The sequence below is a fragment of the Streptomyces sp. NPDC007907 genome (genome assembly GCF_042959365.1).
Taxonomy (GTDB): Bacteria; Actinomycetota; Actinomycetes; order Streptomycetales; family Streptomycetaceae; genus Streptomyces; species Streptomyces indiaensis.
Window position 1 is genome coordinate 154,294 of record NZ_JBIBKR010000006.1, and the last position, 22,002, is coordinate 176,295.

Consider the following 22,002-nt stretch of genomic DNA (forward strand, 5'->3'; position numbering starts at 1 on the left):
CCGACGCGCTCCAGGGGCCGGAGGGGGTCCAGAGGGGTCCGGATCGGGCCCCCAGAACCTAGCGGAGCGGTCGTCACTCTCCAAAGCGACGCGACTACGTACAGTCGTACGGTGCCGGTGGGCGGCGGGTGCGCGGGCGGGTCAGTAGCCGAACGCGCGCGCCGTGTTGGCGCCGAGGGCCGTGGACAGCGTGTCCTCGTCGACGCCGCGCACCTCGGCCATGGCCCGCACCGTGATCGGCACGAGGTAGGGGGCGTTGGGCCGCCCGCGGTAGGGGGCGGGGGTGAGGAAGGGCGCGTCCGTCTCCACGAGGAGGAGCTCCGGCGGGGCCACCGCCACCGCGTCCCGCAGGTTCTGGGCGTTCTTGAAGGTGACGTTGCCGGCGAAGGACATGAAGTAACCCGCGCTCGCGCAGATCTCGGCCATCTCGGCGTCGCCGGAGTAGCAGTGGAAGACGGTCCGCTCGGGGGCGCCCTCCTCCTTCAGCACGCGCAGGACGTCCGCGTGGGCCTCGCGGTCGTGGATGATCAGGGCCTTGCCGTGCCGCTTGGCGATCTCGATGTGGGCGCGGAACGACCGCTCCTGCGCCTCCTTGCCCTCGGGCCCGGTGCGGAAGTAGTCGAGGCCCGTCTCGCCGACGCCCTTGACCTGGGGCAACGCGGCGAGCCGGTCGATCTCGGCGAGCGCGTCGTCCAGGGCTGCCTGCCCGCCGGGTGCGCGGGCGCCCTGCCGCGACCACCCGTCGGGGTCGCCGTGCACGATGCGGGGTGCCTCGTTCGGGTGCAGGGCGACCGTGGCGTGGACGGCGTCGTACGCGGCCGCCGTCTCCGCGGCCCACCGCGAGCCCTTGAGGTCGCAGCCGACCTGCACGACCGTCGTCACCCCGACCGACGCCGCCTTCGCCAGTGCCTCCTCGACCGTGCCGGACTGCATGTCCAGGTGGGTGTGGGAGTCGGCGACCGGCACCCGCAGGGGCTCCGGAAGGGGCGGGGCCGCGTTCTTGTCCTGGCGGCCGGAGGCGTTCGAAGGCATGCCCCGATCCTACGAAAGGGGCGACGCCCTCCCGGTGGGGGAGGACCGGGGAGGGCGTCGACAAGGGGAGCCGGACGGGTCAGATCGCCTTGCGCTGGAAGGGGTGCAGCAGATCGGACAGGTGCCAGTGGTGGGGTTCGCGCTGCTCCTGGTCGGCCGTCGCCGCGGCCTCGGCATCGGCGGTGGGCGCCTCCACGGGCCCGGCGGGCGGTGGCACGGGCCGGGGCCGATGGGCCGCGTCGCGCGCCGAGGCGACCCGCCCGGGCCGCATGATCCGCACGACGTGGCTGTCGCAGTTGTGGCACTCGGGCTTGCTCAGTGGGGAGGGGACCACCTTGCCGTCCGCGACGTAGAGGACGAACTCGTGCCCCGCGGCGTCCGTGTGGTGCTCTATCTCGTACGACTGCTCCCAGCCGTGCCCGCATCGCATGCAGGCGAAGGAGTAGGACTCGTTGACGACTGCGGTCGCACCGGCGCGGAGCCCGGTCTGCCCTGCGATCTCACTCATGCCAGCTCCTGTTGGTCCGCTGTGGCGTGAGGACGATGCCGTCCCCGCAACCCAGTGGACTCCTCGGGCGGACCGATGGCAGCCGACCTGTCGACTATTGGCCCCGATTTGGGCGTCCCTTGCCCCTGCGCCCCTTGCGCTTTGCCCCCGCATGGGGCGCCCGCTCAAACGAAAAGCGCCCTGCTCAGAGGGTGTTCAGCGCCCTCGCGGGAAGCGCCTGTCAGGGGCGCGGGTCCGCATCCATGTGCGGCTCCGCCGCGGGCGCGATCAACCCCCATCAACCCGCACCCCGCACCCCGCACCCCGCACCCCGCACCCCGCACCCCGCACCCCGCACCCCGCAAGGCAACCGGAGCCCCATCCCGAACCCGGTCACCCCGCCGCGTTCTTCGCAGCGACCACGGCATCGAACACCACCCGCTTCGGCACCCCGGCCTCCACCGCCACCGCGGCGATCGCCTCCTTGCGCCGCTCCCCCGCCTCCTCCCGCACCCGGACCCGCCGCACGAGTTCCTCCGGACCGATCTCCTCGGGCCCCTTCTCCGGCGCGCCCTCGACCACGACGGTGATCTCCCCGCGGACGCCCTCCGCGGCCCACGCGGCCAGCTCCCCGAGCCCGCCCCGCCGGACCTCCTCGTACGTCTTGGTCAGCTCCCGGCACACCGCCGCCCGCCGCTCGGCCCCGAACACCTCCGCCATGGCCGACAGCGTGTCGTCGAGCCGGTGGGGAGCCTCGAAGTAGACGAGCGTCCGCCGCTCCTCGGCGACCTCCCGCAGCCGCCCCAGCCGCTCCCCCGCCTTGCGCGGCAGGAACCCCTCGAAGCAGAACCGGTCGACGGGGAGCCCGGACAGCGCGAGCGCGGTGAGGACCGCGGACGGCCCGGGCACGGCGGTGACCCGCACGTCCCGCTCGACCGCAGCGGCGACCAGCCGGTACCCCGGGTCGGACACCGAGGGCATGCCCGCGTCCGTGACGAGCAGCACACGGGCGCCGCCCACCAGCTCCTCCACCAGTTCCGGTGTCCGGGCGGACTCGTTGCCCTCGAAGTACGACACCACCCGGCCCTTCGGCGTGACGCCGAGCGCCTGGGTCAGCCGGCGCAGCCGCCGCGTGTCCTCGGCTGCGACGACGTCGGCTCCGGCCAGTTCCTCGGCGAGCCGGGGCGGGGCGTCCGCGATGTCGCCGATGGGGGTGCCTGCGAGTACGAGGGTTCCGATCACGCCCCCATCCTCCCAGGGGCGGCGGGTGCGGACTCCTCCCAGGGGCGGACGATGCGGACGCAAACGGCCATGCACGGGACTCACACAGAACGGTTCCCTACGATGGCGCGGTGACCAGTACCGCATCCTCCACGGACACCCGCCAGGGCCGGACGCCGCTCGACCAGCGGCCGTCCTGGCAGCAGCGGCTGCGCCGCTTCGGCTACCAGGGGCAGCCCGGTAGCGACGCCCGCGACGTCCGTGACCGCCTGGTGCCGCCGTACACCGAGCCCTCCCCGCGCCTGTGGGCGGCGCTCGGCGTCCCGCACCCGCTCGCGGTCCGGCTGGTGCGCTGGTCGGGCTGGATCGGCCCGCTGCTCGTGACCCTGCTCGCGGGGGTGCTGCGGTTCTGGAACCTGGGCAGCCCCAGGGCGGTGATATTCGACGAGACGTACTACGCCAAGGACGCGTGGGCGCTGGTCCACCGCGGGTTCGAGCTCAACTGGGACAAGAACGCCAACGACCTGATCCTGTCGTCGGGCGGCCACGTCACGCTGCCGTCGGACGCGGCGTACGTGGTGCACCCGCCGGTGGGCAAGTACGTCATCGGGCTCGGCGAGCTGATGTTCGGGCTCGACCCCTTCGGCTGGCGGTTCATGACCGCGCTGCTCGGGACGCTGTCCGTGCTGTTGCTGTGCCGGATCGGCCGCCGGCTGTTCCGCTCCACCTTCCTCGGGTGCCTCGCGGGCGCGCTGATGGCGGTGGACGGGCTGCACTTCGTGATGAGCCGCACGGCGCTGCTCGACGGCGTGCTGATGTTCTTCGTGCTGGCCGCGTTCGGCTGTCTGCTGGTCGACCGGGACCGGGCCCGGGCGAGGCTCGCCGCCGCGCTGCCGCTGGACGAGGACGGCCGGGCCCGGCCCGACCGGCACACGGCGGAGACGGCCCGGCTGGGCCGGCGCCCCTGGCGCTGGGCGGCGGGCCTGATGCTGGGCCTGGCCATCGGCACGAAGTGGAACGGCCTCTACATCCTGGCCGCGTTCTGCCTGATGGCGGTGGTGTGGGACGTCGGTTCGCGGCGGGTCGCCGGTGCGCGGCACCCGTACTCGGCGGTCCTCAGGCGGGACACGGGCCTGGCGTTCCTCGCCACGGTCCCGGTCGCCCTGGTCACCTACCTGCTGTCCTGGACCGGCTGGATCCTCTCCGCGACGAACGGCTCCGGCGGCTACTACCGCAACTGGGCCGCGACCAGCGGCAAGGGCGGCAGCTGGACGTTCCTGCCCGACTGGCTGCGCAGCCTGTGGCACTACGAGCACCAGGTGTACGAGTTCCACGTCGGCCTGTCGTCGCCGCACACGTACCAGTCCAACCCGTGGAGCTGGCTCGTCCTGGGCCGCCCGGTGTCGTACTTCTACGAGTCCCCGGCCCCCGGCAAGGACGGCTGCCCCGCCGACGCGGGCGAGAAGTGCGCCCGTGAGGTCCTCGCGCTCGGCACGCCGCTGCTGTGGTGGGTCGCCTGTTTCGCGGTCCTCTACGTGCTGTGGCGCTGGTTCTTCCGCCGCGACTGGCGCGCCGGTGCCATCGCCTGCGGCATCGCGGCCGGCTACCTGCCCTGGTTCATGTACCAGGAGCGCACGATCTTCTTCTTCTACGCCGTCGTCTTCCTGCCGTTCCTGTGTCTGGCGGTGGCGATGCTGCTCGGCGCGATCATCGGCCCGCCCCGCTCCACCGACACCCGCCGCGTCGCGGGCGCCACGGCCGCGGGCGTCCTGGTCCTGCTGATCACCTGGAACTTCATCTATTTCTGGCCGCTGTACACCGGCCAGGCCATCCCGATCGACGACTGGCGGTCGCGGATGTGGCTGGACACGTGGGTCTGATCGGTGTTCGGTCAAAAATCGAAATGCCTGGCCGGTCGGTAACCGCTTGCGCATAAAGTGCTCCCGGGATCGAGCTTTCTGAACGCGTTCAAAGGAGCGCGGAAGGCTCAACGGGGAGGGCCCGATGGGCAAGGGGATCAAGGCCGCCGTCATAGGCGGCGTGTTCGCGGTGATGGTGGGCGGGGCCGGGTACGGCGCCTTCAACATCGTGAGCGCGCTGGGCGGTGACGGGGGCGGCACGGACGGGGTCGCCGCGGGGAAGCGGACGGGACCGCCCGGCAAGGACGAGGTCAAGGAGACCACTACCGCTTTCTTCAAGGCCTGGCAGACGGGCGCGTCCGCGAAGGCCGCGTCGTACACCGACAACGACGCGGCCGCCGAGCGGCTGCTCTCCGCCTTCGCCGACGACGCGCACATCACCGATGTGAAGATCACGCCGGGCCCGGCGAAGGGCACGACCGTGCCGTACGCCGTGAAGGCGAAGGTGGTCTACGACGGGAAGTCCGAGCCGCTGAGCTATCGGAGCGAGCTGAAGGTCGTACGCGGACTGACCACCGGACGGGCGCTGGTCGACTGGCGACCGTCCGTCGTGCATCCCGAGCTGCGGAAGGACGACACCCTCGTCACCGAGCAGTCGGCCACCCCGCCCATCGAGGCGGTCGGCCGCGACGGCTCCGAGCTGACGAAGGAGAAGTACCCCTCGCTCGGCCCGGTCCTGGACGCCCTGCGCGACAAGTACGGCGAGGAGGCCGGCGGCACCCCCGGGATCGAGCTGGTCGTCCGGCACGAAGGCGACGGCGCTCCCGACACCCCGCTGCTGACCCTCGCCAAGGGCAAGCCGGGCAAGCTCACCACCACGATCAGCCCGAGCGCGCAGGCGGCGGCCGAGAAGGCGGTCAAGCGGTTCGCCCAGTCGTCGGTGGTGGCCGTCAAGCCCAGCACCGGCGAGGTCCTGGCCGTGGCCAACCACCGCACGGACGGCTTCAACGCGGCCTTCGAGGGCCAGGCCGCCCCCGGCTCCACGATGAAGATCATCACCGCCGCGATGCTCATCGACAACGGCGTGACCACGATGAACGGCCCGGCGCCCTGCCCCGACACCGCCGTGTGGCAGAGCCAGACGTTCAAGAACCTGACGGGCCTGAAGCCCAACGAGAACGCCACCCTGGCCGACAGCTTCATGCGGTCCTGCAACACCGCCTTCATCAAGCTGATCGACGAGAAGCCGCTCACGGACGCCTCGCTGGCCCGGGAGGCCGAGGACCGCTTCGGGCTGGGGCGGGACGACTGGAAGACGGGCATCGTCTCCTTCGACGGCAGCGTGCCCGCGGTCGACGGCCCGGACCGGGCGGCGGGCGCCATCGGGCAGGGGCAGGTCCAGATGAGCCCGCTGAACATGGCCTCGGTCACCGCGACCGCCATCACCGGCGCCTTCCGCCAGCCCTACCTCGTCTCGCCGAAGCTGGACGGCCGGGAGCTGGCGCAGGCCGAGGGCCTGCGGTCGGGCACCGCCGCCCAGCTCAAGCAGATGATGCGGCTCACGGCCACGCAGGGCACCGCCATGGAGGCCATGCGCGGAATCGGCGGGGACATCGGCGCCAAGACCGGTTCCGCCGAGGTGGACGGCAACGCCAAGTCCAACAGCTGGTTCACCGGCTTCCGGGGCGACGTCGCGGCGGCGGCCATGACCGAGGAGGGCGGCCACGGCGGCGACGCGGCCGGGCCGATTGTCGCAGCCGTGCTACGAACAGGTGGCTGATCTCACCTTCCCGGGACGGGACTCTAGGGTGGTGGCCGTCGTTGGGACGTCTGAGGGCAACGGGGACCCTGGGGATTAGCGGAGGAAAGAACAGCAGTGGGCAACAGAAGGCGCGTCGCCGAGCGACGGAAGACGAGACCCGCCGTGATCGGCGGGATGATCGCCGTGGTCGTCGCGGGCGGCGGCGCCGGTGCCTACGCGCTGTTCGGCGGCGGTGCCGCCGCCGACGACGGGACGCGGGCCGCGGACCACAAGCCCAAGGTCAAGACCGGCCCGTTGTCGGCGACCGAGGTCACCGAGACCGCGCAGGCCTTCCTCACCGCCTGGCAGTCGGGCAAGGTCGCCCGGGCCGCCGCGGTCACCGACGACCCGGCGGCGGCGACGTCCCTGCTCACCGGCTACACCAAGGACGCCCGCATCAAGGACCTCGCCCTCACCGCCGGCATGCCCGAGGGCGACAAGATCCCGTTCCACGCCAGCGCCAAGGTGTCGTACGAGGACACCGAGAAGCCGCTGGCGTACAGCAGTTCCCTGACCATGGTGCGCCGTCCGAGCGACGGAAAGCCGCTGATCGACTGGCACTCCGCCGTCGTCCACCCGGATCTGAAGGACGGCGACACGCTGGTCACCGGCGCGTCGGGCACACCCCCGGTCAAGGCCCTCGACCGGGACGGCGGCGAACTGACCACCAAGAAGTTCCCCTCCCTCGGCCCGGTCCTGGACGGGCTGCGCGAGAAGTACGGCAAGGAGGCCGGCGGCAAGGCCGGTATCGAGCTGCGGGTCGTGCGCGGCAAGGCCGCCAAGGCGAAGGACCTGTCCGACAAGACCCTGGTGGAGCTGAGCGAGGGCACGCCCGGCACGGTGAAGACGACGCTGGACCCCGCTCTGCAGAAGGCGGCCGAGCAGCAGGTCGCGAAGAAGGCCCGGTCGTCGGTGGTCCTGCTGCGGGTGTCGACCGGCGAGATCCTGGCCGCGGCCAACGCCTCCCCCGGCTTCAACACCGCCTTCCAGGGCTCCCTGGCCCCCGGCTCCACGATGAAGGTCATCACCTCCTCGCTGCTGCTGGAGAAGGGCCTGGCCTCGGCGGACAAGAAGCACCCGTGCCCGAAGTACTTCACGTACGGCCACTGGAAGTTCCAGAACGACGACAAGTTCGAGATCAAGAACGGCACCTTCAAGGCGAGCTTCGCCCGGTCCTGCAACACGGCCTTCATCAGCCAGGCCCCGAAGCTGAAGGACGACGACCTGACCAAGGAGGCCCAGCAGGTGTTCGGCCTGGGGCTGAACAACTGGGCGATCGGTGTGCCGTCCTTCGACGGCGCGGTGCCGGTGCAGTCGGCGGCCCAGATGGGCGCCTCGCTGATCGGGCAGGGCGGGGTCCGTATGAACCCGCTGAACATGGCGTCGGTGTCGGCGACGGTCAAGTCCGGCACCTTCCGCCAGCCCTACCTGGTCTCGCCGGACGTGGACGGACGCAAGCTGGCGAAGGCCTCGCGCACCCTGCCGGCGGGCACCCTCTCGCAGCTGCGGGAGCTGATGTCGTATACGGCTGCGTACGGCACGGCCGCCGAGGCGATGGCCGGGGTCGGCGGTGACGTCGGCGCGAAGACCGGGTCCGCGGAGGTCGACGGGCAGAAGAAGCCGAACGGCTGGTTCACGGCCTACCGGGGCGACCTGGCCGCCGCGGGCGTGGTCCAGCAGGGCGGGCACGGCGGCTCGACGGCGGGCCCGATCGTGGCGGCGCTGCTCAAGACGGGCGGCTGAGCACCCGGGTCGGCAGGGCGCCCAGGGCCGCAGGCAGGGGTCAGTGCGTCACGGGTTCCGCGGCGGCCATGTACGTCCGCCGCAGGAACCGCAGCAGCGCCTGCCGCTCGAACTGCACCACCGACACGCCCTGCGCGGAGTGGAACTCCACCACGACCTGCACCCGGCCGCACGGCCACACCCGCACCTCGCCGCTCCCGGTGGGAGCCCGCAAGCCCTCCTCCAGCAGCTCGCGGCCGAAGGTCCACTCGCCTGCGCCGGCGCCGGGCAGCGCCATGCGCATTTTCCGGGGGTCGTGGTCGGGGTCGTAGCGCAGTCTGACCGGAACCGCCTCCAGCTCGTCGACGAGCTGGACGGCCGCGTCCGAGACGATGTGGGCTCTCGCGTACTGCTCGACTACGGACATCGGACAGCCCCTTCACCGTGCGCAATCCGAGTGGAAACCGTGCGTCCACTCCTCTCCAATGTCGCATATTTTCCGGATTGCGCCCGTGGAGGCGCATATATCACGCGTGAGATAAAACGAGCTGCCCGCTCTTGCAAATCGTTCGCATCAAGCCACATCATCGAACGGTGCATGTACCTGACGGATTCATCAACGCGCCCACCTCCGCCGCCACCGGCGTGATCGCCGCGGGCGCCGTCGCCGTGAGCCTGCGCGGGGCGCGCCGCGAACTCGACGAGCGCACGGCGCCGCTGGCCGGACTGGTCGCGGCGTTCATCTTCGCCGTGCAGATGCTGAACTTCCCCGTCGCGGCGGGCACCAGCGGCCATCTGCTCGGCGGGGCGCTGGCGGCGATACTCGTCGGCCCCTGTACGGGCGTCCTGTGCGTCTCCGTCGTCCTGCTGATGCAGGGCATCCTCTTCGCGGACGGCGGGCTGACCGCGCTCGGCGTCAACATCACCAACATGGCGATCGTCACGACGGTCGTCGCCTACGCCCTCTTCCGGGGCCTGGTGAAGGTGCTGCCGCGCACCCGCCGGTCGGTCACCGTGGCCTCCTTCGTCGCCGCCGTGGTCTCCGTCCCGGCCGCCGCGCTGACCTTCACCCTGATGTACGCGATCGGCGGCACCACCGACGTCTCGATCGGCAAGGTCGCCACCGCCATGGTCGGCGTGCACGTCCTGATCGGCATCGGCGAGGCCGTGATCACCGCGCTGACCGTCGGCGCGGTCATCGCCGTGCGCCCGGACCTGGTGTACGGGGCGCGCGGTCTGACACAGAAGCTCAAGCTGCGGGTGAACGGCGAGCTGGTCGACGCGCCCGGCGTACGGCCCGAGCCCGCCCCCGCGGCCGCCCGGACCTCGCAGCGCACGGTGTGGGCGGCGGGTCTGGTCACCTCCCTCGTGCTGGCCGGTTTCGTCAGCTTCTACGCCTCGGCGAGCCCCGACGGCCTGGAGAAGGTCGCCGGCGACCACGGCATCGACAAGAAGGCCGAGGAGCACGCCACGGCCGACTCCCCGCTCGCCGACTACGGCGTCAAGGACGTCGACGACGCCCGTCTGTCCGGGGGGCTGGCGGGTGTCATCGGCGTGGGGGTCACGGTCGTCGCGGGCACCGGTGTGTTCTGGGCGGTGCGCCGTCGCCGCACGGACGACGCCTCCCCGTCGGGCACCACGAGCATGACGAGCGTGTGACGTGGGAGCCGGGCACGCGCACAAGCTGTACCGGCACGGGCACTCGCCCGTGCACGGCCTGCCACCGCACACCAAGCTCGCGGCCGTGTTCGCCTTCGTGGTGGTCGTGGTGTCGACGCCGCGCGAGGCGATGTGGGCGTTCGGGCTGTACGCCGTGCTGCTCGGGGCCGTCGCGTACGCCGCGCGCGTGCCCGCCGGCTTCCTGCTCAGGCGGCTGCTGATCGAGGTGCCGTTCGTCGCGTTCGCGGTGCTCATGCCGTTCGTGGCGGAGGGCGAGCGGGTCGAGGTCCTCGGCCTGTCCCTGAGCGTGAACGGCCTGTGGGGCGCCTGGAACGTGCTCGCCAAGGGCACCCTCGGCGTCGCGGCCTCGGTGCTGCTGGCCGCCACGACCGAGCTGCGCGAACTGCTCCTCGGTCTGCAGCGCCTGAAGCTCCCGCCGCTCCTCGTGCAGATCGCGTCCTTCATGATCCGCTACGGCGACGTCATCACCGACGAGATGCGGCGGATGCGGATCGCCCGGGAGTCGCGCGGCTTCGAGGCGAAGGGCGTCAAGCACTGGGGCGTGCTCGCCCAGTCGGCGGGCGCGCTGTTCATCCGCTCCTACGAGCGCGGCGAGCGCGTGCACCTGGCCATGGTCAGCCGCGGCTACGCCGGCACGATGCCCGTCATCGACGAGGTGACCGCGTCCCGGGCGCAGTGGTCGTACGCCCTCGCCCTCCCCTGCGCCGCGCTGCTCGTCTGTCTGCTGGGATGGACCCTGTGACTGCTTCCCTGGAGGTCTCCGGCCTCGCCTTCGCCTACCCCGACGGACACCAGGCCCTCTTCGGCGTCGACTTCTCGGTCGGGCGCGGCGAGCGGGTCGCGCTGCTCGGGCCGAACGGTGCGGGCAAGACGACGCTGGTGCTGCACCTCAACGGCATCCTGACCGGAGGCGCCGGCACGGTGACGGTGGCCGGGCTGCCCGTGGACAAGCGGAACATGGCCGAGGTCAGGCGCCGGGTCGGCATCGTCTTCCAGGACCCGGACGACCAGCTCTTCATGCCGACGGTCCGCGAGGACGTGGCGTTCGGGCCGGCGGCGGCCGGGCTGAAGGGGCCCGAGCTGGAGGAGCGGGTGGACCGGGCGCTGGAGCGGGTCGGCATGGCGGAGTTCAAGGACCGCCCGCCGCACCACCTGTCCTTCGGGCAGCGCCGCCGGGTGGCCGTCGCGACCGTACTGGCGATGGAGCCGGAGATCCTCGTCCTGGACGAGCCGTCGTCCAACCTCGACCCGGCCTCCCGCCGCGAACTGGCGGACATCCTGCGGTCCCTGGACGTGACCGTGCTGATGGTCACGCACGACCTGCCGTACGCCCTGGAGCTGTGCCCGCGTTCCCTGGTCCTCAGCGACGGGGTGATCGCGGCCGACGGGCCGACCGGCGAGCTGCTCTCGGACGAGGAGCTGATGCGGGCCCACCGTCTGGAGCTGCCGTTCGGTTTCGATCCGCGTTCCGTCCCGGCGGCCGCGGCCCGTCCGTGACAATGGGCTCGTGACGAACGAGGAGAGCGACGGATCGCTGCTGCTGGACGAGCAGCTGTGCTTCGCGCTGTACGCCGCGCAGCGCGCGGTGACGGCGGCCTACCGCCCGCTCCTCGACGAGCTGGGCCTCACCTACCCCCAGTACCTGGTCCTGCTGGTCCTGTGGGAGCGCGGCGAGACCACGGTCAAGGACCTGGCGGCGGCCCTGCATCTGGACTACGGCACGGTCTCGCCGCTGCTGAAGCGGCTGGAGGCGGCCGGTCTGATCCGGCGTGAGCGGTCGGCGCGGGACGAGCGGTCGGTGCTGGTGGCCGTGACCGGACGCGGGGAGGAACTCCGGGAGCGGGCGGCGCGGGTGCCCGGCGCGCTGCTCACGGCGACCGGCTTCGACGGCACGGAGGCCGGGCGGCTGAGGGCGGAGCTGTGGCGGCTGGCCGAGCGGGCGGAGTCGGCGGCGGCCCGGGCCCGCTGAGGGTTACCCCCGGTTGCATACCCCCTAGTATGACAGGTCGGTTACCGGCCAGTACCTTGTGCACGATGTGTTTGTGCGCACTTGGTTCCGGGGGAGGACAGCATGACCGACGGCCCCGACGTCGACACCCGCCCGACGAAGATCATGTTCGTGGCGGAGGCCACCGCCCACGGCGGCCGTGAGGGCTATGTGACCAGCCAGGACGGTCAGCTCGACCTCAAGGTCGCCATGCCCCCGCAGCTCGGCGGCGACGGCAACGGCACCAACCCGGAACAGCTCTTCGCGGCCGGCTACAGCGCCTGCTTCCACAACGCCCTGATCCTCGTCGGCAACCGCGAGGGCTACGACCTGACCGGCTCCACGGTCGCCGCGAAGGTCGGCATCGGCCCGAACCGGCAGCGCGGCTACGGCCTCGCGGTCGCCCTCAGCGTCTCGCTGCCGGTCGTCGACGCGGAGCTGGCGACCCGGCTGGTGGACGCGGCCCACGAGGTGTGCCCGTACTCGAACGCGACCCGCGGGAACATCGACGTGACCATCCTGCTTGGCTAGAGGGGAGCACCACGAGCACAGCGGCGAGACGAGGAGTACGGGCGTGGACGTGCACGGCACAGTGGCCGAGGGCTTCGAGCCGGTGAGGGACGCGTTCGTACGGAACTTCGCGACGCTCGGGGACCGGGGCGCGGCGGTCGCCGTCTACCGGGACGGGCAGAAGGTCGTCGACCTGTGGGGCGGCACCAGGGACGTCGACGGCACGGCTCCGTGGGAACGCGGCACCGCCCAGGTCGTGCGCTCGGCGACGAAGGGTGTCGCCGCGGCCGTCCTCCTGCTGCTGCACCAGCGCGGGCAGCTGGACCTGGACGCGCCGGTGGGGCACTACTGGCCGGAGTTCAAGGCGCAGGGCAAGGAGCGGGTGCTGGTCCGGCACGTGCTGAACCACCGCGCCGGGCTGCCGGTGCTCGACCGGCCGCTCACCCCGCAGGAGGCGCTCGACCCGCTGCGGGGCCCGGAGGCGGTCGCCGCGCAGGCCCCGACGTGGGAGCCCGGCACCGACCACGGCTACCACGCGCTCACCTATGGCTGGCTGGTCGACGAACTGGTGCGGCGCGTGACCGGGCAGAGCACCGGCCAATGGCTCGCCTCGCAGGTCACCGGCCCGCTCGGGCTGGACCTGTGGCTCGGCCTGCCGGAGTCGGAGGCCGGCCGGGTCGGACGTGTGGGCCGCGTCGAGGGAGCCGAGCCGACCGGCGGACTGCGGGCCCGCCCGAAGCGCTCGGTCACCGAGGCCTACGAGGACCCGGCCTCCCTCACGCGCCGGGCGTTCGCCGCGATCTCCCCGTTCCCGGACCAGAACGACCCCGCCTACCGGGCCGCCGCCCTCCCCGCGACGAACGCCATGGCGACGGCGGAGGGACTGGCCCGCTTCTACGCGGCGCTGATCGGCGACACGACCGCCGCCACGCGCCTCTTCACACCGGAGACGGTGGAACTGGCCCGGGCCGAGGAGTCGGCGGGCCCGGACCGGGTCCTGGTGGTCGGCACCCGCTTCGGCCTCGGCTACATGCTGCACGGCAGCGCCTCGCCGTTCCTCACCCCGGGTTCCTTCGGCCACCCCGGCCGCGGGGGCGCCCTCGGGTTCGCCGACCCGGAGACCGGGATCGCCTTCGGCTACGTCACCAACGGCTTCCGCAAGACGGTGACGGCCGACCCGAGGGCGCAGGGACTGGTGCGGGCGGTGCGGGGAGTGCTGGGGCTGCGGTCCGCGGTGGCCTCCGGCAACCGCTAGACGTGGATCGGGTGGGAGGTCCGCCCGGAGGCCTGGTCGATCTCGTCGTGGGCCTTGGTCAGCAGCTGCATGGCGAGTTCGTTCAGCGCCCTCGCGCCGGCGATCTCCTCCCCGACCCGCGGCTGATTCGCGTCGGTCCGGTGCCGGCTGGCGTGCCCGTGCGCCCGTACCTCGCTGCCGTCGGGAAGGCGGACCATCGCGGCCGCGCGCGTGTGCTGGTCGTCCTCCGTGAACTCCATCTCGACGTGCCACCCCACGGTGGTGTGCATCATGACGATCACCTCCGGAACGCTTAGTTCCAGGGTGCTCCTCCCACCGGCCGGACGCACCCGCCTGGCAGGGCCCTATCCGGTGTGCAGCATCAGTCCGATCCCGACGACCAGCAGACCCGCCGCCGCGATCCTCGGCGCCCCGAACCGCTCCTTGAAGAACACGGCCCCGATCGCCGCGCCCACGATGATCGACGACTCGCGCAGCGCCGCGATGGGAGCCAGTTCGGCCCTGGTCTGGGCCCACAGGACGAGGGCGTAGGCGGCGACGGACAGCGCGGCGCCGATCAGCCCGATCCCGGCGAAGGGCCGCAGGAGCGCGACGGTCTCCCCGCGCCGGCGCCAGACGACGTACGCCGGGATCACCACCCCCTGCACCGCCATCAGCCAGGCGATGTACCCGAAGGAGGAGCCGGAGGCCCGCACGCCCAGTCCGTCGACGACCGTGTAGACCGCGATGGTCAGCCCGGTCGCCAGGGCCGCTCCGATCGCCGCCCAGTCGGGCCGCCGCCCGCGCAGCCCCCACAGGGCGACGCCGGTGAGCCCCGCGCAGGACACGGCGATCCCGGCGGCGGCCCACCCGTCGGGCACCTCGTGTGCGAAGAGGGCGGCGAGCAGGGTCACGACGAGCGGCGCGGTGCCCCGGGCGATGGGGTAGGCCTGTCCGAAGTCACCCAGCCGGAAGGACGTCATCAGCAGGGCGTAGTAGGCGATGTGGACGGCGGCGGAGCCGAGCAGGTAGGGCCACGCCCCGCTGGCCGGGAACGCCACGAAGGGCGCCATGGCCAGCCCGATGACCAGGCCGCCGCCCGAGATCAGCGCGAAGCCGGCCGTCTTGTCGGTGATCTTGTGGGCGATGGCGTTCCAGCTGGCGTGGGTGACGGCGGCGAGCAGGACGGCGGCGGTGACCAGCGGGGTCACGAGGTGCGCTCGCGCACGTCCACCAGCGTGGCGTCGGCGTGGGCGACGAGGTCCCGGGGAGCCAGGGGGAACACGGTGTACGGCGTGCCGGCGGCGGCCCAGACGACGTCGTGCCGCAGCAGGGAGCGGTCGGCGAGCACCCGGGTCCTGGTCCTGTGCCCGAAGGGCGGCACGCCGCCGATGGCGTACCCGGTGGTCTCCCGTACGACGTCCACCTTTGCCCGGGTGACCTTGTCGGCGCCGAGCTCCTCGCGGACGAGTTCGAGGTCGACCCGCGAGGCCCCGTCCATCAGGACGAGCACCGGAACGCTGTCCGCCGCGAAGACCAGCGACTTGCAGATCTGGCTGAGCTCGCACCCGACCGCGGCAGCGGCCTCGGTGGCGGTACGGGTGGCGTCGGGGAAGCGGCGGACCTGCGGTACGAGGTGTCCGAGCCCGAGCTCGCGCAGGGCCTCGGCGAACCGGGGGTGGGCTCCGGAGCCCTCGGCGTCAGTGGCGGCTGTCGTCGTCATGAAGGCACCGTAACGGTGCGTGTATCGGCCACGCGAGTGGGTTCCGGCCAGCGCGGGGAGCGGGGAGGCCGGTGAGGGTCCCCGTCCCCACGGAGCCCTCACCGGCCGGTTCTCACGGCGCCCCCGTCAGGCGCGGACCAGCTCCCGGTTCTCGTCGTCGCGGTCGGTGCGGGTGCGCAGGCCCTCGCCCTCCACGTCGACGTTGGGCAGCGCGCGGTCGAGCCACCTGGGCAGCCACCAGGCCTTGCGGCCGAGGAGGGCCAGGACGGCCGGGACGATGGCCATGCGGACGATGAACGCGTCGAAGAACACCGCGATCGCGAGGCCGAAGCCGATCATCTTGACCATGGACTCGGAGGAGCCGATGAAGCCCGCGAAGACGGCCATCATGATGACGGCGGCGGCGGTGACGACCCGGGCGCCGTGCCGGAACCCGGTGACGACGGCCTGGGCCGGCTTCTCACCGTGGACGTAGGCCTCCCGCATCCGGGTCACGAGGAACACCTCGTAGTCCATCGCCAGGCCGAAGACCACACCGACCATGAAGATCGGCATCATCGACATGACCGGCCCGGTCTGCTCGACCCCCATGAGGTCCGACAGCCAGCCCCACTGGAAGACCGCGACGACCGCGCCGAGGGCGGCCATCACCGACAGCAGGAAGCCGAGGGCCGCCTTCAGCGGGACCAGGATCGAGCGGAAGACCACGATCAGCAGCAGGAAGGCCAGGCCGACCACGAGCACCAGGTACGGCACCAGCGCGTCGTTGAGCTTCTCGCTGACGTCGATGTTCATCGCCGTGCTGCCGGTGACCAGGACGCCCGCGTCGGTGTCGGCCTTGATGTCCGTGCCCGCGTCCCGGATGCCGTGCACCAGGTTCTCCGTGGTGACGGAGGAGGGCTTGGAGCCGGGGATGACGGTGATGGTGGCGGTGTCGCCGGCCTTGTTGGGCTGCGCCGGCGTGACCGTGACGACGTCCTTCAGGCCCTTGATCTCGTCGCCGGTCTTGGCGAAGACCGCCTTCGGGTCGTCGCTGTCCTTCGCGTCGACGACGACCATCAGCGGGCCGTTGAAGCCCGGCCCGAAGCCCTCGGACAGCAGGTCGTAGGCACGGCGTTGGGTGGTGGAGGTGGGCTGGGAGCCGTCGTCGGGCAGACCCAGTTCGAGGGAGGTCGCCGGGACGGCAGCCGCGCCGAGGCCGATGACGCCGAGCAGCAGGACCGCGACCGGGCGGCGGACGACGAAGCTCGCCCAGCGGGTGCCCAGGTTCGGCTTGGCCGGCCGGTCCTGCTCCTTCTTCGCGCGGCCGAGGAGCTTGCCCTTCTCCCCCATCGGCTTCACCTTGCGGCCCGCGTGTCCGAGCAGGGCGGGGACCATCGTCAGGGCGATCAGCACCGCGATGGCCACGGTGCCCGCCGCGGCGATGCCCATCTTCGTCAGCATCGGGATGTTGACCACGGACAGGCCCACCAGCGCGATCACCACGGTCAGACCAGCGAAGACCACCGCGGAGCCCGCGGTGCCGACGGCCCGGCCGGCCGCCTCCTCGCGCTCGCGGCCCTCGGCCAGCTCGGCGCGGTAGCGGGAGACGATGAACAGCGCGTAGTCGATGCCGACGGCCAGGCCGATCATCATCGCCAGGGTGGAGGTGGTGGTGCCCAGGTCCAGCGCACTGGCCAGGCCCGTGATCGCGGAGACTCCGATGCCGACGCCGATGAGCGCCGTCAGCAGCGGCAGCCCGGCCGCGACCAGCGAGCCGAAGGTGATGACGAGGACGACCGCGGCGACCGCGATGCCGATGACCTCGCTGGAGCCGGTGTGCGGGACGGCCTGGAGCGCGTCACCGCCGATCTCGACGGTCAGCCCGGCCTCGCGCGCGTCCCGGGCGCTGTCCTCCAGGGCGTCCTTGGCGGCGTCGTCCAGTTCCATGCCGGAGACCTTGTACGACACCTGCGCGTAGGCGATGGTGCCGTCCTTGCTGACGGCCTTCGCCCGGTAGGGGTCGGTGACGCGGACGACCTCGGAACCGTCGGAGAGGTCCTTCACGGTGTCCTGGACCGTCGCCTTGTTGCCGGGGTCGGTCATCTTCTGGCCGTCGGGCGCCTTGAAGACGACGCGGGCGGTGGCGCCGTCGGCGCTGGTGCCGGGGAAGCGCTGTTCCAGCAGGTCGAAGGCTTTCTGGGCCTCGGTGCCGGGTATGGAGAACGAGCTGTTGCCCGCGGTGGGGGCACTGGCGGCGCCGACACCGGCGAGGGTCAGCAGCGCGACCCAGATCAGGGCGACGACGTGCCGCCGCCGGAACGAGAGCCGGCCGAGTCTGTAGAGGAAAGTGGCCACGAGGGCGTACTCCCGGTCAGTCGTGGGTCTTCAGGGCAGGGGTGATCAGCCCGACGACATGAGCGGAGACGTCAGGTAGGTGCTGGCCGAGGGGACTAGTCGGTGGTGGGTACGCCGAGGGCGGGGAGGACCACGGCGTCGATGTACGAGATGAGGAACCGCTGCGTCGGAGGCCGGTCGTCGATCAGCGTGCGCGTCGCGAACGCGCCGATGAGCATGTGGACGACGTATTCCAGCGCCGGGCAGTCGGCACGGACCTCGCCTCTGTCGACGGCCCGCTGCACCACCCGGTGGAACTCCGCCATCTCCGGCTCCACGAGGAGTTCCTTGAACGCCTGGAGGAGGTCCGGGTTGGCGTGCACCGCCATGAACAGGCCCCGCATCAGCGCGGCGTTCTGCTGCATGGTGCAGTCGTCCTCACGGGAGGTGAGGGCGTGCAGGTCGCCCCGCAGGGACCCGGTGTCGATGTCGGCGATGTTGCCCGGCTTGTTGTGCCGGATCGCCTTCGCCACCAGCTCCGGCTTGCCGCCCCACTGGCGGTAGAGCGTGGCCTTGCTGGACCGGGTGCGGGCGGCCACGGCGTCCATGGTGAGGGCGTCGTAGCCGACTTCGCGGAGCAGGTCGAGCACGGCCGCGTAGAGCTCGGCCTCACGCTCGGGGGTGATCCGGCTGCGACGCGCGGCGGCGACCTCGCTCATCCCTCTCACCCTCCTGCTTCCGAACGACACGGTTCCGTACGTCACGAAGGTAGCGCACCCCCTAAGAAAACGAAACCGTTTCGTACGTGTCCTGGGTCACGGCCGGACTTCCGTCCTGAGTTGCCCGGGTACGTCCCCCGGCAAAGCATGAGGACGTGACCTATCTGCGTCTGCCGCACCTCCATGACGGCCTGCTGTGCTTCGTGGCCGAGGACGACCTCTGGCTCGCCCCGCTCGACGCCCCCGGCCGCGCCTGGCGGCTCACCGTCGACCGCACCAAGCTGGGCCACCCCCGCTTCTCGCCCGACGGCCGCCAGCTCGCGTACACGAGCTGGCGCAGCCTGGTGCCCGAGGTCCACGTCGTCCCGGTGGACGGCGGCCCGAGCCGCCAGGTGAGCCACTGGGGCAGCGCCGACACGCGGGTCTGCGGCTGGACCCCGGACGGCGAGATCCTGGCCGTGGCCTCACACGGCGAGCCGTTCTCCTACTTCACCTGGGCCTACAAGGTCACGCCCGGCGGCGACCCGGGCCGCAAACTGCCCTGGGGGCCGGTCTCCGACATCCAGGTCGCCGACGTCGACGGGGAGCGCAAATCCCTCCTCCTCACCGGCACCCCGCCGCACGAACCCGCCTCCTGGAAGCGCTACCGCGGCGGCGCCAGGGGCAGGCTCTGGCTGCACGGCGAACGGCTGCTGGAGGGCATCGGCGGTCATCTGCACTCCCCCCTGTTCGTCGGCGGCCGCATCGCCTTCCTCTCCGACCACGAGGGCGTCGGCAACCTCTACTCCTGCGCCCACGACGGCTCCGATCTGCGCCGGCACACCGACCACGACGCCTTCTACGCCCGGCACGCCGCCAGCGACGGCACCCGGGTGGTGTACCAGTGCGCGGGGGACCTGTGGATCGTCGACGACCTGTCCCCGGACTCCGAGCCGCGTCGGCTGGACGTACGGCTGAGCGGGCCGCGGGCGGGGCGGCGCCCCTACCAGGTGGCCGCGTCCCGGCACGTCGACGGGCTCTCGGTCGACGAGACGGGGCGGGCCAGCGCCGTCGTCGTGCGGGGCAGCCTGTACTGGCTGACCCACCGCGACGGCCCGGCCCGCACCCTCACCGACACCCCGGGCGTCCGGGTCCGGATGCCGGAGATGCTCGGCGGGAGCGGGCGGGTGGCGTACGTGACGGACGCCGAGGGCGACGACGCCGTCGAGATCGCCTTCCTGCCCAGGGCGAGCGGCGACCGCGCGCCCCGGCGGCTGGCCCCGGGTGAGCTGGGCCGGGTGCGCGAGCTGGTCTCGGACCCCGACGGCGAGCGGCTCGCGGTCGCCTCGCACGACGGCCGGCTCCTCCTCGTCGACGTCACCGAGGACTCCGGCGGCGAGGTCACCGAGCTGATCCGGTCGATCAACGGGCCCGTGCGCGACCTCGCCTTCTCCCCGGACGGGGCGTGGCTCACCTGGTCGCACCCGGGCATCGGGCGGACCCTGCGGCAGATCAAGATGGCCCGGCTCGCCGACCGGGTCGTCGTCGACGTGACCAACGGCCGCTTCGAGGACGAGAACCCGGTCTTCACCCGCGACGGCCGCTACCTCGCCTTCCTGTCCTGGCGCGGCTTCGACCCCGTCTACGACGTGCACACCGGCGACCTGTCCTTCCCGCTGGGCTGCCGCCCCTACCTCGTGCCGCTGTCCTCCGCGACGCCCTCCCCGTTCGCGCTGAACCCCGAGGGCCGCCCGGCCGCCGGGGGCCTGGACCCGGTCGAGGACGACGACAACGGGGACCACGGGGCCGTGACCGTCGAGGTGGAGGGGCTGGAGAGCCGCGTCACGCCGTTCCCGGTGGCCGCCTCCAAGTACTCGGCGCTGCACCCGGTCGCCGGCGGCGGGCTGGTGTGGCTGCGCTGGCCGATCTCCGGCGCCCTCGGCGAGACCTTCGCCAACCCGGACGACACCAGCGGCCGCCCCACCCTGGAGCACTTCTCCATCACCAAGGCCAGGAAGTCCGAACTCGCCCAGCACCTCGACTGGTTCGCGGTCAGCGGCGACGGCAGCCGGCTGGTGATCGTCGACGAGGGCGAGCTGCGGGCGGTGCCGGCCAACGAGCCGGGCGACAGCGACTCCACGGTGTGGATCGACGCCCGCCGCATCCTGCACACGGTGGACCCGGCCGCGGAGTGGCGGCAGGCCTACGAGGAGGCGGGGCGGCTGACCCGGGCCTACTTCTGGGAGCCGGGCATGTGCGGCATCGACTGGGACGGGGTGCTGGACCAGTACCGTCCGCTGGTCGAACGGGTCGCCTCCCCCGACGAGTTCGCGGACCTGCTGCGCGAGGTCCTCGGCGAACTGGGCACCTCCCACGCCTACGTCACCGCCGCCCGGCGCAACGAGGGCCCCCCGCACTACCAGCGCCGGCAGGGCCTGCTGGGCGCCAACTTCGTACGCCGGGACGCCGGCTGGACGGTCAAGCGGATCCTGCCCGGCGACTCCTCCGACTCCAAGGCCCGCTCCCCGCTGGCCGGCACGGGCATCCGGGAGGGCGCGGTCCTCACCCATGTCGACGGCCGCCCGGTGGACCCGGACGCGGGCCCGTATCCGCTGCTGGCCGGCGCGGGCGGCACGACGGTGGAGCTGACCTTCACCCCGGCCGAGGACTCGGCGCAGGGCCAGGGGCCGCCGCGCCGGGTCGCCGTCGTACCGCTCGTCGACGAGCGGCCGCTGCGCTACCAGGACTGGGTGGCCAAACGCCGAGCCGTGGTGCGCGAGTTGAGCGGCGGGCGCTGCGGCTACCTGCACATCCCGGACATGGGCGGTTCGGGCTGGGCGCAGTTCAACCGCGACCTGCGCATGGAGGTGTCCCGCCCGGCGCTGATCGTGGACGTGCGCGGCAACGCGGGCGGCCACATCAGCGAGCTGGTCGTCGAGACGCTGAGCCGGACGATCCTGGGCTGGGACCTGACCCGCGACGCCCAGCCGGTGTCCTACCCCTCGAACGCGCCGCGCGGCCCGCTCGTGGCGCTGGCGGACGAGGCGACCTCCTCCGACGGCGACATGATCACCGCCGCGTTCAAGCTGCTGAAGCTCGGCCCGGTCGTCGGGCAGCGCACCTGGGGCGGCGTGGTCGGCATGACCGGCCGCCACGAACTGGGCGACGGCACGGTGATCACCGTGCCGATGAACGCCGCCTGGTTCGACGCCTACGGCTGGTCGGTGGAGAACAAGGGCGTCGACCCGGACATCGACGTCCTCCGCACCCCGCTGGACTGGGCCGAGGGACGCCACGCCCAGCTGACCGACGCGGTGGAGCTGGCGCTCGGGCTGCTGGAGACCGACCCGCCGGCGACACCGCCGACCTACAGCGACGTACCGGACCGCTCCCGCCCGAAGCTGCCACCCAGGACGTGAACGCCCGGGCGGTACAAGGGGAAAGGGGCGCCCCGCTCGGGGACACCCCTTTCCTGCGGCTCGCAACGTCAGGCGTCGTAGTCCTGGTCGAAGCGGTCCTCGTCACGCTCACGGTCGCGCTGCGGCTCCGAGCGCTCACGGTCGCGCTGCGGCTGCGAGGGGTCCATGTCCTCGTCGCGCCGGCGACCGCGGCCCTGCATCTGCTCGCGAGCCTGGTCCGCCTTCTGGCGAGCCTGGTTCTGCCACTGCTCGGACTTCTCCTGGAACTGGTCCTTCATACCCATGTGGGTTCACTCCCGTTGGGGGTGAGGGG

General features: G+C 72.2%; 20 protein-coding genes. 10 read left to right on the top strand and 10 right to left on the bottom strand.

Annotation, left to right across the window (positions count from 1 at the left end):
- Nucleotides 1-141: 141 nt before the first annotated feature.
- From ACFZDI_RS25140 to rsmI, 3 genes are all read right to left on the bottom strand, one after another.
- A complete protein-coding gene (locus ACFZDI_RS25140; protein WP_391253400.1) occupies nucleotides 142-1,032 on the bottom strand; it encodes a TatD family hydrolase in 891 nt (296 codons plus the stop codon).
- A gap of 79 nt (nucleotides 1,033-1,111) precedes the next feature.
- Entirely contained in the window at nucleotides 1,112-1,540 is a 429-nt protein-coding gene (locus tag ACFZDI_RS25145) for a hypothetical protein (protein WP_391253402.1), read from the bottom strand.
- A 372-nt stretch (nucleotides 1,541-1,912) separates the two neighbouring features.
- The gene (gene rsmI, locus ACFZDI_RS25150; protein WP_361117661.1) at nucleotides 1,913-2,761 is read right to left on the bottom strand and encodes a 16S rRNA (cytidine(1402)-2'-O)-methyltransferase; all 849 of its coding nucleotides are present in this window, start codon (nucleotides 2,759-2,761) and stop codon (nucleotides 1,913-1,915) included.
- Nucleotides 2,762-2,871: 110 nt separating this feature from the next.
- Between rsmI and ACFZDI_RS25155 the strand changes: the two genes are divergently transcribed.
- The 3 genes from ACFZDI_RS25155 (at nucleotide 2,872) to ACFZDI_RS25165 (ending at nucleotide 8,143) form a co-directional block, all read left to right on the top strand.
- The gene (locus tag ACFZDI_RS25155) at nucleotides 2,872-4,620 is read left to right on the top strand and encodes a phospholipid carrier-dependent glycosyltransferase (RefSeq protein WP_391253404.1); all 1,749 of its coding nucleotides are present in this window, start codon (nucleotides 2,872-2,874) and stop codon (nucleotides 4,618-4,620) included.
- 124 nt (nucleotides 4,621-4,744) lie between these two features.
- Complete coding sequence (locus tag ACFZDI_RS25160; protein WP_391253406.1) at nucleotides 4,745-6,379, top strand: penicillin-binding transpeptidase domain-containing protein; 1,635 nt, start codon at nucleotides 4,745-4,747, stop codon at nucleotides 6,377-6,379.
- Between the two features lie 96 nt (nucleotides 6,380-6,475).
- Nucleotides 6,476-8,143, top strand: coding sequence for a penicillin-binding transpeptidase domain-containing protein (locus tag ACFZDI_RS25165; protein WP_234847887.1), 1,668 nt, complete (start codon nucleotides 6,476-6,478; stop codon nucleotides 8,141-8,143).
- Between the two features lie 40 nt (nucleotides 8,144-8,183).
- On the opposite strand, the gene ACFZDI_RS25170 is transcribed toward ACFZDI_RS25165, so the two are convergent.
- Complete coding sequence (locus ACFZDI_RS25170) at nucleotides 8,184-8,549, bottom strand: SsgA family sporulation/cell division regulator (RefSeq protein ID WP_234847888.1); 366 nt, start codon at nucleotides 8,547-8,549, stop codon at nucleotides 8,184-8,186.
- Between the two features lie 167 nt (nucleotides 8,550-8,716).
- Between ACFZDI_RS25170 and ACFZDI_RS25175 the strand changes: the two genes are divergently transcribed.
- The 6 genes from ACFZDI_RS25175 (at nucleotide 8,717) to ACFZDI_RS25200 (ending at nucleotide 13,554) form a co-directional block, all read left to right on the top strand.
- A complete protein-coding gene (locus ACFZDI_RS25175) occupies nucleotides 8,717-9,781 on the top strand; it encodes an energy-coupling factor ABC transporter permease (protein ID WP_234847889.1) in 1,065 nt (354 codons plus the stop codon).
- A 1-nt stretch (nucleotide 9,782) separates the two neighbouring features.
- Entirely contained in the window at nucleotides 9,783-10,544 is a 762-nt protein-coding gene (gene cbiQ, locus ACFZDI_RS25180; RefSeq protein ID WP_234847890.1) for a cobalt ECF transporter T component CbiQ, read from the top strand.
- Nucleotides 10,532-11,299, top strand: coding sequence for an ATP-binding cassette domain-containing protein (locus tag ACFZDI_RS25185; RefSeq protein ID WP_391253409.1), 768 nt, complete (start codon nucleotides 10,532-10,534; stop codon nucleotides 11,297-11,299). Before cbiQ ends, ACFZDI_RS25185 begins: the two co-directional genes overlap by 13 nt.
- Nucleotides 11,300-11,309: 10 nt before the next feature.
- Nucleotides 11,310-11,771, top strand: coding sequence for a MarR family winged helix-turn-helix transcriptional regulator (locus tag ACFZDI_RS25190; protein ID WP_234847892.1), 462 nt, complete (start codon nucleotides 11,310-11,312; stop codon nucleotides 11,769-11,771).
- A 102-nt stretch (nucleotides 11,772-11,873) separates the two neighbouring features.
- On the top strand, nucleotides 11,874-12,320 hold the full coding sequence (locus ACFZDI_RS25195) for an organic hydroperoxide resistance protein (protein ID WP_234847893.1): 447 nt from the start codon (nucleotides 11,874-11,876) through the stop codon (nucleotides 12,318-12,320).
- Between the two features lie 43 nt (nucleotides 12,321-12,363).
- Complete coding sequence (locus ACFZDI_RS25200; protein ID WP_391253412.1) at nucleotides 12,364-13,554, top strand: serine hydrolase; 1,191 nt, start codon at nucleotides 12,364-12,366, stop codon at nucleotides 13,552-13,554.
- On the opposite strand, the gene ACFZDI_RS25205 is transcribed toward ACFZDI_RS25200, so the two are convergent.
- The 5 genes from ACFZDI_RS25205 to ACFZDI_RS25225 all read right to left on the bottom strand — a co-directional run bounded on the left by ACFZDI_RS25205 (nucleotide 13,551) and on the right by ACFZDI_RS25225 (nucleotide 18,291).
- On the bottom strand, nucleotides 13,551-13,826 hold the full coding sequence (locus ACFZDI_RS25205) for a dsRBD fold-containing protein (RefSeq protein ID WP_391253414.1): 276 nt from the start codon (nucleotides 13,824-13,826) through the stop codon (nucleotides 13,551-13,553). The two genes, ACFZDI_RS25200 and ACFZDI_RS25205, sit on opposite strands and share 4 nt — an antisense overlap.
- Before the next feature lie 72 nt (nucleotides 13,827-13,898).
- Nucleotides 13,899-14,744, bottom strand: a complete 846-nt coding sequence (locus tag ACFZDI_RS25210) for a DMT family transporter (RefSeq protein WP_234847896.1) — start codon at nucleotides 14,742-14,744, stop codon at nucleotides 13,899-13,901.
- Nucleotides 14,741-15,256, bottom strand: a complete 516-nt coding sequence (locus tag ACFZDI_RS25215) for a YbaK/EbsC family protein (RefSeq protein WP_391253416.1) — start codon at nucleotides 15,254-15,256, stop codon at nucleotides 14,741-14,743. The genes ACFZDI_RS25210 and ACFZDI_RS25215 overlap by 4 nt, the downstream gene beginning before the upstream one ends.
- Before the next feature lie 126 nt (nucleotides 15,257-15,382).
- Nucleotides 15,383-17,593, bottom strand: a complete 2,211-nt coding sequence (locus ACFZDI_RS25220) for an MMPL family transporter (RefSeq protein ID WP_391253417.1) — start codon at nucleotides 17,591-17,593, stop codon at nucleotides 15,383-15,385.
- A 95-nt stretch (nucleotides 17,594-17,688) separates the two neighbouring features.
- Entirely contained in the window at nucleotides 17,689-18,291 is a 603-nt protein-coding gene (locus ACFZDI_RS25225; RefSeq protein WP_391253419.1) for a TetR/AcrR family transcriptional regulator C-terminal ligand-binding domain-containing protein, read from the bottom strand.
- A gap of 155 nt (nucleotides 18,292-18,446) precedes the next feature.
- On the opposite strand from ACFZDI_RS25225, the gene ACFZDI_RS25230 reads away from it, so the two are divergent.
- Nucleotides 18,447-21,689 carry a S41 family peptidase gene (locus ACFZDI_RS25230; protein WP_391253421.1) on the top strand — a complete coding sequence of 1,081 codons (3,243 nt, stop codon included), beginning with the start codon at nucleotides 18,447-18,449 and terminating at the stop codon, nucleotides 21,687-21,689.
- A 68-nt stretch (nucleotides 21,690-21,757) separates the two neighbouring features.
- Here ACFZDI_RS25230 and ACFZDI_RS25235 read toward each other — a convergent pair whose 3' ends face one another.
- Entirely contained in the window at nucleotides 21,758-21,973 is a 216-nt protein-coding gene (locus ACFZDI_RS25235; RefSeq protein ID WP_234847901.1) for a hypothetical protein, read from the bottom strand.
- Nucleotides 21,974-22,002 lie beyond the last annotated feature (29 nt).

Bases quoted from the DNA above. Each gene is read 5' to 3' on its own strand.
- ACFZDI_RS25195 (WP_234847893.1), top strand. From the start codon at position 11,874: ATGACCGACGGCCCCGACGTCGACACCCGCCCGACGAAGATCATGTTC.
- ACFZDI_RS25185 (WP_391253409.1), top strand. From the start codon at position 10,532: ATGGACCCTGTGACTGCTTCCCTGGAGGTCTCCGGCCTCGCCTTCGCC.
- ACFZDI_RS25145 (WP_391253402.1), bottom strand. From the start codon at position 1,540: ATGAGTGAGATCGCAGGGCAGACCGGGCTCCGCGCCGGTGCGACCGCA.
- ACFZDI_RS25140 (WP_391253400.1), bottom strand. From the start codon at position 1,032: ATGCCTTCGAACGCCTCCGGCCGCCAGGACAAGAACGCGGCCCCGCCC.
- ACFZDI_RS25235 (WP_234847901.1), bottom strand. From the start codon at position 21,973: ATGGGTATGAAGGACCAGTTCCAGGAGAAGTCCGAGCAGTGGCAGAAC.
- ACFZDI_RS25225 (WP_391253419.1), bottom strand. From the start codon at position 18,291: ATGAGCGAGGTCGCCGCCGCGCGTCGCAGCCGGATCACCCCCGAGCGT.
- ACFZDI_RS25205 (WP_391253414.1), bottom strand. From the start codon at position 13,826: ATGATGCACACCACCGTGGGGTGGCACGTCGAGATGGAGTTCACGGAG.
- ACFZDI_RS25170 (WP_234847888.1), bottom strand. From the start codon at position 8,549: ATGTCCGTAGTCGAGCAGTACGCGAGAGCCCACATCGTCTCGGACGCG.
- ACFZDI_RS25160 (WP_391253406.1), top strand. From the start codon at position 4,745: ATGGGCAAGGGGATCAAGGCCGCCGTCATAGGCGGCGTGTTCGCGGTG.
- ACFZDI_RS25215 (WP_391253416.1), bottom strand. From the start codon at position 15,256: ATGACGACGACAGCCGCCACTGACGCCGAGGGCTCCGGAGCCCACCCC.